Here is a 14,635-nt window from a genome sequence, read left to right as displayed (position 1 = left end):
TGTGTGCGCCCGGCGGGGTACTTTAAAATATGGTTGCCCGATACCCCGCATCCGCGCAAGTTTGCTTGACGCCATATGAATACCGCGTTTACATATGAATTGTCGATCCATATTTGAGATCATCGAAATTCAGCGGTCCGGTCCCCGAAGGGCGGGCGCGCCTTAGCGGGAGGCTATTCATGGTGCAGGATTTTAACGGCCGGACAGTGGTGATCACCGCCGCCGGTCAGGGTATCGGCCGGGCGACGGCGGAGCGGTTTATCTCGCTCGGCGCGCGCGTCATCGCCACGGATATCAATGAACAGGCGCTTTCGACCCTGAAGGGCGCGGAAACCCGGGTTCTGAACGTGCTTGATGGCGAGGGCGTCAAGGATTTCGCAGCCGATATCGGCCATGCGGATGTGCTGTTCAACTGCGCCGGTTTCGTTCATTCCGGCACCATTCTTGACTGCGAAGAGAAGGACTGGGATTTCTCATTCGATCTCAACGCCAAGGCCATGTACCGCACCTGCCGCGCCTTCTTGCCCGGCATGCTGGAAAAGGGCAAAGGCGCGATCGTCAACATGTCTTCGGTTGCATCAAGCGTGAAGGGCGTGCCGAACCGTTTTGCTTATACGGCTTCCAAGGCTGCCGTCGTGGGCCTCACCAAGGCAATTGCTGCCGATTTCGTCACCAAGGGCATCCGTTGCAACGCCATCTGCCCCGGCACGGTCGATAGCCCATCCCTGCATGACCGCCTGCGCGCCACCGGCAATTACGAACAGGCGCTGGCCGATTTCATCGCCCGCCAGCCGATGGGCCGCATCGCCACGCCGGAAGAAATCGCGGCGCTTGTGACCTATCTGTCTTCTGACGAGGCAGGTTTCACCACCGGCCAGATCCATGTGATCGACGGCGGATGGACAGGCTGATTATCAATATTGGAATAAGGAGAGGCGACCGGTGAAAACCGGTCGCCTTTTTCGTTCAGACGACGGCGCTTCCGGCCATCAGCGCAAGCACGAGGAAGACCAGGAAGATCACCACGGCGATGAAGAACAGAATGCGGGCCACGCCCGCCGCGGCCGCCGAAATGCCGGTAAAGCCGAATACGCCTGCGATCAAAGAAATGACAAAGAAAATAAGAGCCCACTTCAGCATGGTGCTTCCCCTTTTGCATAATTTTCCCGAGCCCGCCGCCCCGCGACGGGCTCAGCAAAATGACGCGCAAAAGGGGAAAATGTTCCACGCGCCCGCAAAAATCGTTGTTCTCGAGCATGTCCAGCAAAAGTGCGTTAGCGGTTTTGCGTTCGGACTGCGTAAAAGCAAAGAGAAAGAGCATTTCAGGTGAACCGGCTTTCACCGGAGATGCTCTAGAAGCCTGTTTCCGCCGCAGCATCGATCCGCCGGGCCTTCCAGGTGGTACGGATGAAGGTGGCAACGAAAGCAAGGCTCATGAACATGACGATGGTGGGGGCCGGCGCACTGTCGATCAGGAAACTTAGCCATATGCCCGAAAGCGATGAGGCGACCGCGACCGTAATGGCCACCAGCAGCATGGCGGAAAAACGCCGGGTCAGCAGGAAGGCGATTGCGCCCGGCGCCACCAGCATGGCCACCGAGAGGATAATGCCCACAGCCTTCAACGCGCCGACCACGGTGAGCGACAGAACCATCAACAGACCATAATGCAGGATACGCACTGGCAGGCCGATGGCTCTTGCATGTTGCGCATCGAAGGCGTTGACCAGCAGGTCCTTGCGCAGGATGCCGAGGAACAGCGTGGCGAACAGCGCGATCAGACCGGTTTCCAGCATGTCTGAGGGCGCAATGCCCAGCATGTCGCCGAACAGGATGTGATCGAGATGCACATCGCTCTGCACCTTCACATAAAGCACCAGCCCCAGACCGAACATTCCCGAGAAGACGATGCCGAGCACCGTGTCTTCCTTGATGCGGCTGTTTTCCTTGATGAAACCGGTGCCGAGCGCGCAGATCATGCCGGCGATGAAGGCGCCGATGGAAAGCGGTATGCCAACGATATAGGCCACCACCACGCCGGGCAGCACGGCATGGGAGACCGCATCCCCCATCAGCGACCAGCCCTTCAGCACCAGAAAACAGGAGAGCATCGCCATCGGCACTGCGATCATCAGCGTGATGATGAAGGCATATAGCATAAAGGGCAGTTGAAACGGCAGGAGGGCGAGTTCGAAATAGTCGCTCATGGCGTTTGCTCCAGCGCCCTGCGAGCCTTGGCGCGCGAAGCGAGCAGGCCGTGTTTGGGCGCAAAGATGAAGGCGGCAAGGAAGATCGCCGTCTGCAGCACGACGATGACGCCGCCCGTCGCGCCATCGAGGAAATAGCTGAGATAGGCGCCGACGAAGCTGGTGGCCGCGCCGATGATGAGACTCATCAGGATCAGCCGCTCGAAACGGTCGGTGAGCAGATAGGCGGTGGCGCCCGGCGTCACCACCATGGCAACGACGAGGAAGGCCCCGACCGTCTGCAATGCGGCAACCGTGGAGGCGGCCAGCAGGGTGAAGAAGATCACCTTCAGCACTTCCGGTTTCAGCCCCACGGTGCGGGCATGGTTCTCATCGAAAAACACCACCATGAAGTCACGCCATTTCAGCGCCAGCACGATGAGGCTGATGCCGCCGATCAGCGCCAGCTGGATCGTGTCTTCGGTGGTGATCGCGAGAATATTGCCGAGCACGATGGTCTGGATATTCACCGAGGTGGGCGATAGCGACACCATGAACAGACCCAACCCGAAAAACGAGGTGAAGATCAGCCCGATGATGGCGTCTTCCTTCAGCCGCGTCTTCTGGTTCAGGAACAGCATGGAGCCGGCCGCAAGCCCGCCGGAAAGAAAAGCGCCGAGCGAAAAGGGCAGGCCCAGCATATAGGCGCCAGCAACGCCGGGAACGATGGCATGGGAAAGCGCATCGCCGATTAGCGACCAGCCCTTCAGCATCAGATAGGCGGAGAGAAAGCCGCAAACGCCGCCCACCAGTGCGCTGACCCAGATGGCGTTCAGCATATAACCATAAGTGAAAGGCTCAAGAAGGCTGTTTATCATCGACTTTTTCTTTCGGAGCCTCAGGATCACGCCCGTTCTGGCCGTTCTTGCCATAGATCACGAAGGGCCGCTCGTCATCGGTTATGACCTTAACGCGGCGCGGATCGGCGTCATTATGCAGGTCGGCCCCGCCAAGCACGAAGTGGCGCAGGCTGCCGCCAAAGGCCTTTTGCAGGTTCTCCTCGTTGAAGGTGTCCGCCGTCTTGCCCGATGCCAGAACCGTGCCCTTGACGAAGACGGCGCGGTCACAGAATTCCGGCACGCTGCCAAGATTATGGGTGGAGACCAGCATGACCCGGCCCTCGTCGCGTAGCGCCTTCAGAAGCGTGACGATCTGCTCTTCCGTTGTCACGTCGACACCGGTGAACGGCTCGTCCAGCAGGATCACGTGACCCTCCTGCGCCAGCGCGCGGGCCAGAAACACCCGCTTCTTCTGCCCGCCGGAGAGTTCGCCGATCTGGCGCTTGCGATAATCGAGCATGTTGACGCGTTTCAGCGCCTCTTCCACCATCTGGTGGTCGCGTTTCGAGGGGATGCGCAGGAAATTCATGTGGCCGTAACGGCCCATCATCACCACATCCTCCACCAGCACCGGAAAACTCCAGTCCACCTCTTCGGCCTGGGGCACGTAAGCGACGAGGTTTTTCTTCAGCGCCTCCTTTACCGGCAGGTCGAAAATAGAGACGGAACCGGCGGCCAGCGGCACGAAACCCATGATCGCCTTGAAAATCGTGGACTTGCCGGCGCCATTGACGCCGACAAGTGCAGTGATCGTTCCGCGGGGGATGGAAAAGCTGGCATTTCTTAATGCGGTGTGGCCGTTTCGATAGGTCACTGTCGCATTTTGAACCGTCAGGCCGCCGCCAGCTTTTTTGTTGCCCATTCTCATGAAGACAGTCCCTTGGCGATGGTTTCGCTCGTCACACGCAGCAGATCCAGATAGGTCGGGACCGGGCCGTCAGCTTCACTCAGCGAATCCACATAGAGAATGCCGCCATAGGCCGCGCCGGTTTCCTTCGCCACCTGCTGGGCGGGATCGGCGGAAACCGTGCTTTCGCTGAAGATGACGTGGATATTGTGCTCGCGCATGGCGTCGATCACGCCCCGCACCTGCTGCGGTGTGCCCTGGCTGTCGGCATTGACCGGCCACAGGAACAGTTCCTTCAGGCCGAAATCGCGGGCGAGATAAGAAAAAGCCCCTTCGCTCGTCACCAACCAGCGCTTGTTTTCAGGCAAGACGGAAAGCGTGTCGCGGATTGGCTGCACGGTGGCTCTGATCTTGTCCGAATAGGCCTTGGCATTGGCGGCATAGACATCCGCATGGGCAGGGTCGATCTCGGTCAAGCCCTTGCGGATATTTTCCACGTAGATCAAGGCGTTATCGGGCGACATCCAGGCGTGCGGATTGGGTTTTCCCTGGTACGCCCCGCCGCTGATCGCCATGGGTTCCACACCGTCGCTCACCGTCACGCTCGGCACGCCGGAAAGGTTGGCCAGGAACTTTTCGAACCACAATTCCAGATTGAGGCCGTTGCGAAGCACCAGATCGGCCTTGCGGGCTTTGAGAATATCGCGCGGCGTCGGCTGGTAGTTGTGAATTTCAGCGCCCGGCTTGGTGATGCTTTCCACCTCGGCCGCATCGCCCGCCACATTGCGCGCCATGTCGGCGATGATGGTGAAGGTCGTCACGACGGTCGGTTTTTCCTGAGCGAGGGCAGCGCCGGGAAGAAAAAGCGAAAAAGCGAAAATGGCGTGGCGGATTTTATGGAAGTTCACGGGGCTCACCAGATTTTGTTGCGATTAATTCGCAATACCATCTGTTATAAAATCACGCTTGTCAACGCTATTGCAAATCATTCGCAAGTTAGCACATTTCGCAAATGTCCGAAAATGGCGCGTTTTTGCTGGTGTTGCGCCGCTGGGATTAAACTTTTTTCAATGAGAAAGCGGCACTATCGCAAGGCTCGGACAGCGTGGTCCGGAGCTCGTCCCGCGTGTGTTCCTCATTCTTCGAGCCACGTTTCGGGGTGAGGGCGTAAGACGGGGTACTTGATGTCAGGATGTTGCGGGTGAAAGCTGTATTCGGACGAATGCGGTTTTCGCGCAAGCTCGTTATGATCGGAGGCGGGATCCTGCTTTTGGCGGGTGCGACCGGCTCTGCTGCCGTTTTTATCGGCAGCGAGCGGCTGCTCGGCCCATCCTACGCCTCTACCAACGGGCTTTCCTGCGACGCGGTCCAGACGGTCAATATCCGCAAGAACGGTTCCCTGTGGGTCCGCAAATTCATTCGTACCCAGGGCGGTGACGGCGCAGAACGGCTGAAGACCGCACTGCGCGTCGCCCAAGCGGTTTACGACAAGCAGAAACCCGATCTGGTTCAGGTCTCCGTGCTCGACAGGAACGGTCCGCAGCTGCGTTCGGAAATGCGCGGTCGTGCCATTGCCGCGCAGGTGGTCTTCATTCCCGATCCGGCAAAGATTCCCGAAGGCGCGGATGCCCATCGTTATTCGGCCTTTTATTATGATGGCGCCGCCAATGGCAGCGGCCAGTTTTACGGCCTGCGTATCGATCTGCCGCTCGAAGATACCGAAGCCATGGCGGCAAGCCTCAGCGATACCGCCGATTGCGCGACGCCCGCCATGGAGCCTGAAGCGGGCGGTCACGAAACCAGGTCTGCCAAAGGTCACGGCGAAGGCAAGGGTGAGGCCGGCGGGGAACATGGTGTTGCGCCGAAAGAGCCTGGTCATGACGAAACGACCCCCGAACCCCACGGCGAAACTCCGTCTCCCGAAGCGCATGGCGAACCGGCTGCCGACGAACTTCTGACCTCGACGCCGGAAGCCGGTGGCGGCAGAATCTTCAGCCTGTCCTATCTGAAATCACTGATCTTCGGAAAGGGCTCGACGACTGCGCAGGCGGCGGAGGAGAAGGCGACGGCGGGTGAACCGAGTGGCGACAAGGCCAAGGCAGGGCATTAAGGTTGCCGGAATTCAGCGCAGGCCACATAATCCCGGAAAGTACTGGTGTCTTTCCTCATCCCTGTGACAAGCACAGGAATTAGGGACGGTCGGTCATTGGCATAGCGAACGAGGTTATCGGGAGCTTCTCACGCGGAAGCTCCCTTTCTTCGTCTCTTCTCAATCCGCCTTGTTGCGGCGGGCCGGGAAGAGGATGACGTCGCGAATCGACGGGGCGTTGGTGAGCAGCATGATCAGGCGATCGACGCCGATGCCGAGGCCGCCGGCAGGGGGCATGCCCTGGTCGATGGCGTCGAGGAATTCGTCGTCCAGCTGCTTGTCCTTTTCGCCGCGGGCATGCGCCTGCTCCAGCTGTTCCACCATGCGGCGGCGCTGTTCTTCGGGATCGTTGAGTTCGGAGAAGGCATTGCCCACTTCCCAGGCGTTGCAATAGCTTTCGAAACGCTCGACGAGGCGCGGCTCGCCCGGCACTTCCTTGGCGAAGGGTGAAATATCCTTCGGGAAATGCGTGACGTGGCTCGGCTGGATCAGCGTGCCTTCCACCTTCTCTTCGAAGATGAAGGCAAGGCATTCGCCCCAGGTCCAGTCCTTCTCGACGGCAAAGCCGGCGGCTTTAGCAGCGGCGCGGGCTTCCTCGTCGGTCTTGATGGCCAGGAAGTCGATACCGGTTGCTTCCTTTACCGCATCAGGCATCGGCACGCGCTTGAACGGGCCCTTGAAGGAGATCGTCTGGCCCTGGAATTCCACCTCGGTCGTACCGTGAAGGGCAATCGCCAGCGTCTCGAACAGCCGCTCAACGAGACCCATGATGTCTTCGTAATCGGCGTAAGCCCAGTAGCACTCCATCATGGTGAATTCAGGATTGTGCCGTGTCGAGACGCCTTCATTGCGGAAGTTGCGGTTGATCTCGAAGACCTTGTCGGAAAGGCCAGATACCAGCGTGCGCTTCAGGAACAGTTCCGGCGCGATGCGCAGATACATGTCCATCTTCAGCGTGTTGTGGAAGGTCTTGAACGGATCGGCCGTCGCGCCGCCATAGACGGTCTGCAGCATCGGCGTTTCGACTTCGAGGAAGCCTTCGGCTTCCATGAAACGGCGGATGCCGGACAGAATCTTCGAGCGTTGCAGGAAGCGCAGCTTGGATTCCTCGTTGGCGAGGATGTCGAGGTGGCGCTTGCGGTAACGCAGCTCGATGTCGGAGACGCCGTGCCACTTCTCGGGCATCGGCAGCAGCGACTTCGTCAGCATGGTGATTTCTTCGGCGTTGATCGTCAGCTCGCCACGCTTGGTGCGGCGCACCTTGCCGGTCACACCGATGATATCGCCGATATCGATCATCGGCAGCAGGTTGCGCGCCGCCTCCGGCGTCGTATCCTTGTGGGAGAAAATCTGCACCTTGCCCGAGGCGTCATGAATATCCATGAACATGCCGGAATTGCGCGAGGAATAAACGCGGCCCGCCACCGTCACCGTATCGCCGGTTTCGACATCGGCTTCGATATCGGCATATTTTTCCGCCAGCTCCGCATTAGTCAGCGTGCGGTGGAAATGCGCCGGATAGACATCGCCGATCTGCTCGCGCAGCAGCGCAAGTTTCTGGCGGCGCACTTCTGTCGCGTCGGAGGAAAGGGCGGTGGTTTCGGTCTTGGTGTCGGTCATTGTGTTCGCCTTTATGGGCACATTGTTCTGTTTGCTACTGCGGTCGCCAAATGCGTCCACACTTTCCACATCCGTCATCCTCGGGCTTGACCCGAGGATCCATTCTCCAGGCGGCACGTCTTCCTGTCGAAACTCATCGAAACTGGCGTGGATCCTCGGGTCAAGCCCGAGGATGACGACCGTTGATGAGCGGGGTCAACAAAAGCCTCGCCGCTTTGCCCTACGTTCCGCTGCCGACCATCGTCGCCACAACGGCAATCGCAGCCTTCAGGCGCTGGCGCACCACGGAGCGGCCGAGCAGCGCCATCGAGTCAAACAGCGGCAGCGAGCGCGACGATCCGGACATGGCGACGAACAGCGGCGGGGTGACGACGCGCAGCTTCTTGCCGGTCCGTTCGGCCACATCACGCAGCTCGGCCTCGATCGCTTCCACGTTCCAGTCAGGCATCTTTTCGAGATCTGCTGCAACGGTGGTGAGGATTTCGTGGATTTCTTCCGGCTTGCTCTTCAGCCCGGCAAAGGAAGCGGGCGTCAGGCCCGCATCGCTTGCGAGCAGGAAGCCGGCAAGGTTCGGCAGCTCGCCGAGCTTGGAAACGCGGCTCTGAGCAAGCTTCAGGCCCTCGGTCAGGCGGGAATTCTCCATCGCCCATTCCAGTGTGCGGGCAATGAACTCTTCCGGCGAAAGCTTTTCGCGCAGCCAGCGGCCGTTCAGCCAATCCAGCTTCTGGATGTCGAAAATGGCGCCGGCCTTGGATAGCGCTTCGGGGTCGAACTTCGCGGCCAGTTCGTCCATGGTCAAAAGCTCTTCGCCTTCTGCGATCTGAATGAAGAACAGGCCGAGGAAGTTCATCAGCGCTTCCGGCAGGTAACCGAGCGCGGAATAATAGGAGATCGAGGTCGGGTTCTTGCGCTTGGAAAGCTTGGACTTGTCGGCGTTGCGCATCAGCGAAAGATGCATGAACACCGGCTCCTGCCAGCCGAAATAACGGTAAAGCAGAATGTGCTTGGGCACAGATGCCAGCCACTCTTCGCCGCGCGCCACATGGGTGATCTTCATCAGATGGTCGTCGATGACGTTGGCCATGTGATAGGTCGGCATACCGTCGGCCTTGATCAGCACCTGCATGTCGACGGAATCCCACGGGATCGACACATCGCCGTAAACGCCATCATGGAAATCGCACGAACCTTCGGTCGGGATTTTCATGCGCACGACATTGGCTTCACCGGCAGCAACGCGCTCGGTGACTTCCTCGGCTTTCAGGTTAAGGCAATGGCCGTCATATTTCGGCGGCTTGCCGGCGGCGCGCTGCGCTTCGCGCATCTGCTCCAGCCGCTCGGGCGTGCAGAAACAACGGAAGCCGTGGCCTTTTTCCAGCAGTTCTTCGGCATAGGGCCAGTACATGGCCTTGCGCTCGGACTGGCGATAGGGACCGTAAGGGCCGCCGACATCAGGGCCTTCCGACCAGGTGAGGCCGGTCCAGCGCAGCGCTTCCAGTACCTTCTGCTCATATTCGAGGGTCGAGCGGGTAGCGTCGGTATCCTCGATGCGCAGGATGAACTCGCCGCCGTGTTTCTTGGCGAAGAGATAGTTGAACAGCGCGATATAGGCGGTGCCGACATGCGGCTCGCCGGTGGGGGAAGGTGCGATGCGGACGCGAACGCCGGAAGTGGTCATGAAATTCACTCGTCGTGACGTGGCAGTGACATCGGGGCGGCTTCACCCGTCTGTCACGTTGTTTTCGTTTGGATGCGGCAGGAAATCATGTCGGAAGGCACAATGAAAGCGTCTTTTACACATTCCCGTTCGGCTTCGGCTTAGGCCATATTCTACCGCAGGCGTCAAGGAAATACGAAGGCGATGCGGCTTCGCGCGGCGGCGGTCCGCCCTGGTTCAGCACGCCGGTTCGCGCCCTGGTTCACGTCCTAGTTCACTGGCCAGACGTAAAGCAGCATTGGAATGCTGGCGATGACGATCATGATCGACAGCGGCAGGCCAAGCCGCGGATAGTCGCTGAAGCGGTAACCGCCGGGGCCCATGACCAGAGTGTTGCACTGATGGCCGATGGGGGTGAGGAAATCGCAACCCGCGCCAATCGCCACCGCCATCAGGAAGGCCTCTGGCTTGAAACCGAGTGTGGCGGCGAAACCGGCGGCGATGGGGGCCATGACCAGCACGGTGGCGGCATTGTTAAGAAAAGGTGTGACCGCCATGGCTGTGAGCAGGATCATGCCGAGCGCCGCAAAGGGTGGCAATCCCTGCGCGGCCTGGCCAAGCCAGGCGGCCATGAGTTCGCTTGCGCCGGTGGTGCGGAGCGAGTCGCTGACGGGAATGAGGGTGGCGAGCATGACGAGGATCGGTCCGTCAATGGATTTATAGACCTCGGTCAGCGGGATCGCGCCGACGACGATCATCAGGAAGGCGGCTGCGAAAAAGGCGACGGAGACCGGCACCAGCCCGCTCCCGGCGGCGATCATGGCGGCGGCGAGCACGATGACGGGCAAAAGCGCGCGGCGCTGCACGCCCAACAGGATTTCCCGCTGCGCCAGCGGTAAAAGCGAAAATTCCTGCAGCACCTGCGGCAGGTTCTTGCGGCTTCCCTGTAGAAGAACGACATCGCCCGCCTGCAATGTCAGCTCGGAGAGCCGCTGGCTGACGCGCTGGCCGCGCCGGCTGACGGCGATCAGGTTGACGCCGCGCGTGTAGGAGAGTGAAAGCTCGCGCGCGGAAATGCCGCTCAGCACCGATTCATTGCTGATGACGGCCTCCATGGAAATGAGATCGGCGGTCTTCTGGCCGTTCTCCATCAGCGGCTTGCCGGAGAGCTGCAACTTTGCCTGGGAAACGATGCGGTCCAGCCCCTCCGGGCTGCCTTCGAGCAGAATAGTGTCGCCAGCTTTGAGCTTCACGTCGGGGAAGGGGGAGATGCGCCGCGGCCCGCGCAGGATGGTGCTGGCAATCACGTCGCCATCTGCCTGTTTCAGCAGCGTGCGCAGCGGCTTTTCCGCAAAGTTGCTGTCCGCCGGCAGCGTCGCTTCCGCCGTATAGGAGGCTTGGTCGAGAATATCCTCTACAGAGGCCTTTTCGCGGTTGCGCACCGGCAGAAGCCGGTAACCGAAGGTCAGGAAGATGATGCCGATGACGGTGAGGCCGGCTCCGACTGGCGTGAAGTCGAACATCGAAAAACTCTGTCCGGTCATTTCTTCGCGCAGCCGTGAGACGACGATATTGGGCGAGGTGCCGATCTGCGTCATCAGCCCGCCCAGGAGTGCGGCGAAGGCCATGGGCATCAGATAATAAGAGACCGGACTGCCGGACTTGCGGGCGAACTGGAAAGCGACCGGCATCATGATGGCGAGCGCGCCGATATTCTTGATGAAGGCTGACATGACCGCGACGACGATCATCAGGAAGGCAAGTTGCAGGCTCTTCGAATGCATTTCGGGAAAATATTTCTTGATTGTCATGTCAACGACGCCCGACCGCGCCACCGCCGAACTGACCACCAGAGCGCTGCCGACGATAATCACGATATCATCCGAAAACCCGGAAAAAGCCTTGTCGAAAGGCACGACGCCAAGAACCACCGCCACGAGCAGCGCACTGCAGGCGACGACATCGTAACGCAGCCTGTCCCAGATGAACGCAACCATCATGCCGGCGATGACGGTGAAGGCGAGGATCTGGTCTGTCGTCATGCTGGTTCATGCTTTCGAAGGAGAAGCGGAGAATGACTCTATCGACGAGGATATCAAAGAACGCAAGCCGGGGTGAAGCGGTTCCGGAGTGGAGACGGCGTTCCTGCCTTTCCGTCATGCCGGCCCTGCACCGGTATCCGGCCGCCGCGGCTCTCACGCGGCGGGAAGAGTTTTTTCAGCCCAAGTGCTTGGGCTGAAAATATGCGGGATCTGGTCCGCATGACAAAAGGAAGCGCCGTCAATGCGCCTCTTCCGCGCCTGCCTTCTTCCTGCGCCTCGCATTGCGGGCGAGCATGTTGAGCAGTTCCACCAGTGCTGAGAACGCCATGGCGGCATAGACGTAGCCCTTCGGAACATGGAAGCCCATGCCTTCGGCGATCAGCGTCGTGCCGATCATCATCAGGAAAGCGAGCGCCAGCATGACGATGGTGGGGTTGCGCTCGATGAAGTTGGCGAGCGGCGTTGCGGCCAGCAGCATGACGGTGACGGCCACGATGACCGCGACGATCATGATCGGCAGATGCGGCGTCATGCCGACGGCGGTGATGATGCTGTCCACCGAGAAGACAAGGTCGAGCAGCAGGATCTGGCCGATGGCGGCGCCGAAATTCATCGCGGCCGGGCCGCCCACCATGTCTTCCTTGTGATCTTCCGGGTCGACATTGTGGTGAATTTCCTTGGTGGCCTTCCACATCAGGAAGAGACCGCCGGCGATGAGGATCATGTCCTTCCACGAGAAAGCATGGCCGAAGACTTCGAAGACCGGCGTGGTGAGCTGCACGATCCATGCGACGGTGCCGAGCAGGCCGAGGCGCATGATGAGCGCAAGGCCGATGCCAATCTTGCGGGCTTTTTCGCGCTGTTCGGGCGGCAGCTTGTTGGTGAGGATGGAGATGAAGATCAGGTTGTCGATGCCGAGCACGACCTCCATGACGATCAGCGTGACGAGCGCCACCCAGGCGGCGGGGTCAGATAAAAGAGGGAGAATGGACTCCATCAGGTCGTTTTTCCTTTCAGCAACAAGGCCAGCCGAAACATTCGGTGGGTGGAACTTATAGCGCAATACGCGAGAAACAAGGAAATGATGGCTCCACGGCGCAGGATTTCATCGAAATTTCGCGCAGTCCGCGCATTGGCGTATTTTCCGTTGCTGAATGATTTCAGGCCTTGTCGGTTCCGTAGGCGGCCATGAATACCATAATGGCGCTGGCGATCACCCGGTCCAGCTCTTCTTCCGGAACCGGGCCTTCGATTTCTCCGAACAGGCGCAGTTTGAAGAAAGTGCCGGTGGAAAGTTCGATATATTGCCGGGCGGCCAGTTCCACGTCATCGACCTGCAGATGGCCGAGCGCGACATGATGTTCGATGAAATCCTGGAGCACGGTGCGGACATTGTTGGGCGCGGCGATGAAGAAGCGCTGCGCCAATTTCGGCATGCGGTCGATAACGCCGATGACCGACCGCATGGCCGGGATCATCTCGGAACAGATCATCTTGTTGGCGAAGGCCTTGCCGAATTGTCTCAGCCCGTCGCGCACCTCTTCGGTGCCGGCGAGAATATCGCGCATCGAGTTGGCGAATTCCTGCCGGTGGTGATCGACCAGCGCGGCGAAAAGGTCCTCCTTGTTGGAGAAATAGACATAGATCGTGCCCTTGGAAACGCCCGCCTCGCGCGTGATGTCGTTCATGCTGGCGGCATCGAAACCCTTGCGCTTGAACACACGCCAGGCACCTGCCAGAATCTGCTCGCGTTTGGCCGGGTCTTCGCCCGCCGCAAAACGCCCGGCGGCATTGCCCGGACAGCCCGTTTCCGTTTCCGTCTCCATATCCCTGTCTTCACCTGCCATCGCTACCGCCTCTTAGCATTGCAATGGCGTAAAAAAAAATAACCGAACGTCGAACCAATCGGTTCGATAACGCTTGATATGTGTCAGGAAAGAGATTATGTCAATCGAACCGAACGGTTCAGTTCGAAAAACTTTCTTCAATCTATCACGGTAAGCTCTCATGTCGGCCCAGAAGAATAGCGCGGTTCGCGCCGTCAACGATGCGGAAGAGGCGGATATCTCCGCCAAGGCCGAGACCTCTCCCGCAAAGCCGGCCGCGGCTCCGGCCACGCCGCCCGCTCAGACGACGGCTGCGCCGAAGCAGAAAAAGCGTTCCAAGCTTCTCCCCGTCATCGCCGTCGCCCTGCTGGCCGGTGCCGGCTGGTATGGTTATAACTGGTGGACCGACGGGCGCTTCCTTGTGTCGACGGACGACGCCTATATTGAAGGCGACATCGCCGTCATCGCGCCGAAGGTTTCCGGCTACGTCGCCAAGGTGAACGTCATCGAGAACCAGGAAGTCAAGGCAGGCGATCCGCTTGTGACGCTGGACGACGGCGATTACCGCATCGCCCTCGAGCAGGCCGAAGCGCAGATCCGCACCGAAGAACTGTCGCTGAAGCGTATCGATGCGCAGATCATCGGCGGCGAGGCTGCACTGGAACAGGCGGTTGCCCAGAAGGGCGCGCTGGATGCTGCCCTTCGCGGCGCTGAAATTACCCATAAGCGCGCCAGCGAGCTGCAGGCGAAGGATGTCGGCACGGTCGCCGCCTCCGACAATGCGCAGGTAGCGCTTGATCAGGCCAAGGCGAATGTCGTGGCCGGCGATGCCGCCATCTCGTCGGCCAAGGCCAATGTGGAACTTCTGCGTGCCCAGCGCGAGGAAGCCGAAAGCACCATCCGTTCGCTGCAGCTCTCGCGTGACAAGGCCGCCCGTGACCTGTCCTTCACGGTTCTGAAGGCACCCTATGATGGCGTCATCGGTAATCTGGCGGTGCAGAATGGCGATCTGGTGTCTGTCGGCAAGCGTCTGGCTTCGCTGGTGCCGATGAACGAGCTTTATATCGACGCCAATTTCAAAGAAACGCAGCTTGCCCGCGTCGTGCCCGGTTCGAAGGTGCGCGTCCATGTCGATGCTTTCGACGATGCGACCATCGAAGGCACGGTGCAGTCGATCTCGCCCGGCTCGGGTTCGGTCTTCTCCATGCTGCCGCCGGAAAATGCGACGGGCAACTTCACCAAGGTTATCCAGCGCGTGCCGGTTCGTATCGTCTTCTCCAGGGAAGACCTTGCAAAGCACAATCTGCGTGCCGGCCTGAGCGTCGTTGTCGATGTCGATACCCGCACGGCGCCGGAAACCACGAAAACGGCGCAAGCTAACCCGGAAGCCAAGTAAGGCGCATCGCTGA

13 protein-coding genes are annotated in these 14,635 nt (G+C 59.8%); 3 read left to right on the top strand and 10 right to left on the bottom strand.

Features of this window, described 5'->3' with window-relative positions:
• The first annotated feature begins 179 nt into the window (after positions 1-179).
• Complete coding sequence (locus tag AGR1_RS17305) at positions 180-911, top strand: SDR family oxidoreductase (protein ID WP_149147679.1); 732 nt, start codon at positions 180-182, stop codon at positions 909-911.
• Positions 912-966: 55 nt separating this feature from the next.
• On the opposite strand, the gene AGR1_RS17300 is transcribed toward AGR1_RS17305, so the two are convergent.
• The 5 genes from AGR1_RS17300 to AGR1_RS17280 all read right to left on the bottom strand — a co-directional run bounded on the left by AGR1_RS17300 (position 967) and on the right by AGR1_RS17280 (position 4,840).
• Positions 967-1,140, bottom strand: coding sequence for a DUF1328 domain-containing protein (locus tag AGR1_RS17300; RefSeq protein WP_003499086.1), 174 nt, complete (start codon positions 1,138-1,140; stop codon positions 967-969).
• Between the two features lie 212 nt (positions 1,141-1,352).
• Positions 1,353-2,207, bottom strand: coding sequence for a metal ABC transporter permease (locus AGR1_RS17295; RefSeq protein ID WP_149147678.1), 855 nt, complete (start codon positions 2,205-2,207; stop codon positions 1,353-1,355).
• Positions 2,204-3,064 carry a metal ABC transporter permease gene (locus AGR1_RS17290; protein ID WP_149147677.1) on the bottom strand — a complete coding sequence of 287 codons (861 nt, stop codon included), beginning with the start codon at positions 3,062-3,064 and terminating at the stop codon, positions 2,204-2,206. The genes AGR1_RS17295 and AGR1_RS17290 overlap by 4 nt, the downstream gene beginning before the upstream one ends.
• A complete protein-coding gene (locus AGR1_RS17285; protein ID WP_187772217.1) occupies positions 3,045-3,953 on the bottom strand; it encodes a manganese/iron ABC transporter ATP-binding protein in 909 nt (302 codons plus the stop codon). The genes AGR1_RS17290 and AGR1_RS17285 overlap by 20 nt, the downstream gene beginning before the upstream one ends.
• The gene (locus AGR1_RS17280) at positions 3,950-4,840 is read right to left on the bottom strand and encodes a metal ABC transporter substrate-binding protein (protein ID WP_162927615.1); all 891 of its coding nucleotides are present in this window, start codon (positions 4,838-4,840) and stop codon (positions 3,950-3,952) included. Before AGR1_RS17280 ends, AGR1_RS17285 begins: the two co-directional genes overlap by 4 nt.
• Positions 4,841-5,124: 284 nt before the next feature.
• On the opposite strand from AGR1_RS17280, the gene AGR1_RS17275 reads away from it, so the two are divergent.
• Positions 5,125-6,042, top strand: a complete 918-nt coding sequence (locus AGR1_RS17275; protein WP_246669669.1) for a hypothetical protein — start codon at positions 5,125-5,127, stop codon at positions 6,040-6,042.
• 159 nt (positions 6,043-6,201) lie between these two features.
• Here the strand turns inward: AGR1_RS17275 and lysS are convergent, their stop codons facing one another.
• From lysS to AGR1_RS17250, 5 genes are all read right to left on the bottom strand, one after another.
• The gene (lysS, locus tag AGR1_RS17270; protein ID WP_149147675.1) at positions 6,202-7,701 is read right to left on the bottom strand and encodes a lysine--tRNA ligase; all 1,500 of its coding nucleotides are present in this window, start codon (positions 7,699-7,701) and stop codon (positions 6,202-6,204) included.
• A 220-nt stretch (positions 7,702-7,921) separates the two neighbouring features.
• Positions 7,922-9,379, bottom strand: coding sequence for a glutamate--tRNA ligase (gene gltX / locus AGR1_RS17265; protein WP_149147674.1), 1,458 nt, complete (start codon positions 9,377-9,379; stop codon positions 7,922-7,924).
• 248 nt (positions 9,380-9,627) lie between these two features.
• Positions 9,628-11,400, bottom strand: coding sequence for an SLC13 family permease (locus AGR1_RS17260; RefSeq protein WP_080795812.1), 1,773 nt, complete (start codon positions 11,398-11,400; stop codon positions 9,628-9,630).
• A gap of 238 nt (positions 11,401-11,638) precedes the next feature.
• Complete coding sequence (locus AGR1_RS17255) at positions 11,639-12,397, bottom strand: TerC family protein (protein WP_080795814.1); 759 nt, start codon at positions 12,395-12,397, stop codon at positions 11,639-11,641.
• Positions 12,398-12,560: 163 nt separating this feature from the next.
• On the bottom strand, positions 12,561-13,247 hold the full coding sequence (locus tag AGR1_RS17250; protein WP_080795819.1) for a TetR/AcrR family transcriptional regulator: 687 nt from the start codon (positions 13,245-13,247) through the stop codon (positions 12,561-12,563).
• A gap of 160 nt (positions 13,248-13,407) precedes the next feature.
• Between AGR1_RS17250 and AGR1_RS17245 the strand changes: the two genes are divergently transcribed.
• Positions 13,408-14,622: an HlyD family secretion protein gene (locus tag AGR1_RS17245; RefSeq protein WP_149147673.1), complete on the top strand. Its 1,215-nt coding sequence runs from the start codon at positions 13,408-13,410 to the stop codon at positions 14,620-14,622.
• The last annotated feature ends 13 nt before the right edge of the window (positions 14,623-14,635 follow it).

Source organism: Agrobacterium sp. B1(2019) (assembly GCF_008274755.1).
Taxonomy (GTDB): Bacteria; Pseudomonadota; Alphaproteobacteria; order Rhizobiales; family Rhizobiaceae; genus Agrobacterium; species Agrobacterium salinitolerans.
This window is presented reverse-complemented; position numbering and strand designations above follow the sequence as displayed.

What these genes read in the sequence shown, in the direction of transcription:
- AGR1_RS17305 (WP_149147679.1), top strand. Translation starts at nt 180, where the DNA reads ATGGTGCAGGATTTTAACGGCCGGACAGTGGTGATCACCGCCGCCGGT.
- AGR1_RS17300 (WP_003499086.1), bottom strand. Translation starts at nt 1,140, where the DNA reads ATGCTGAAGTGGGCTCTTATTTTCTTTGTCATTTCTTTGATCGCAGGC.
- AGR1_RS17295 (WP_149147678.1), bottom strand. Translation starts at nt 2,207, where the DNA reads ATGAGCGACTATTTCGAACTCGCCCTCCTGCCGTTTCAACTGCCCTTT.
- AGR1_RS17290 (WP_149147677.1), bottom strand. Translation starts at nt 3,064, where the DNA reads ATGATAAACAGCCTTCTTGAGCCTTTCACTTATGGTTATATGCTGAAC.
- AGR1_RS17285 (WP_187772217.1), bottom strand. Translation starts at nt 3,953, where the DNA reads ATGAGAATGGGCAACAAAAAAGCTGGCGGCGGCCTGACGGTTCAAAAT.
- AGR1_RS17275 (WP_246669669.1), top strand. Translation starts at nt 5,125, where the DNA reads ATGTTGCGGGTGAAAGCTGTATTCGGACGAATGCGGTTTTCGCGCAAG.
- lysS (WP_149147675.1), bottom strand. Translation starts at nt 7,701, where the DNA reads ATGACCGACACCAAGACCGAAACCACCGCCCTTTCCTCCGACGCGACA.
- gltX (WP_149147674.1), bottom strand. Translation starts at nt 9,379, where the DNA reads ATGACCACTTCCGGCGTTCGCGTCCGCATCGCACCTTCCCCCACCGGC.
- AGR1_RS17260 (WP_080795812.1), bottom strand. Translation starts at nt 11,400, where the DNA reads ATGACGACAGACCAGATCCTCGCCTTCACCGTCATCGCCGGCATGATG.
- AGR1_RS17255 (WP_080795814.1), bottom strand. Translation starts at nt 12,397, where the DNA reads ATGGAGTCCATTCTCCCTCTTTTATCTGACCCCGCCGCCTGGGTGGCG.
- AGR1_RS17250 (WP_080795819.1), bottom strand. Translation starts at nt 13,247, where the DNA reads ATGGCAGGTGAAGACAGGGATATGGAGACGGAAACGGAAACGGGCTGT.
- AGR1_RS17245 (WP_149147673.1), top strand. Translation starts at nt 13,408, where the DNA reads ATGTCGGCCCAGAAGAATAGCGCGGTTCGCGCCGTCAACGATGCGGAA.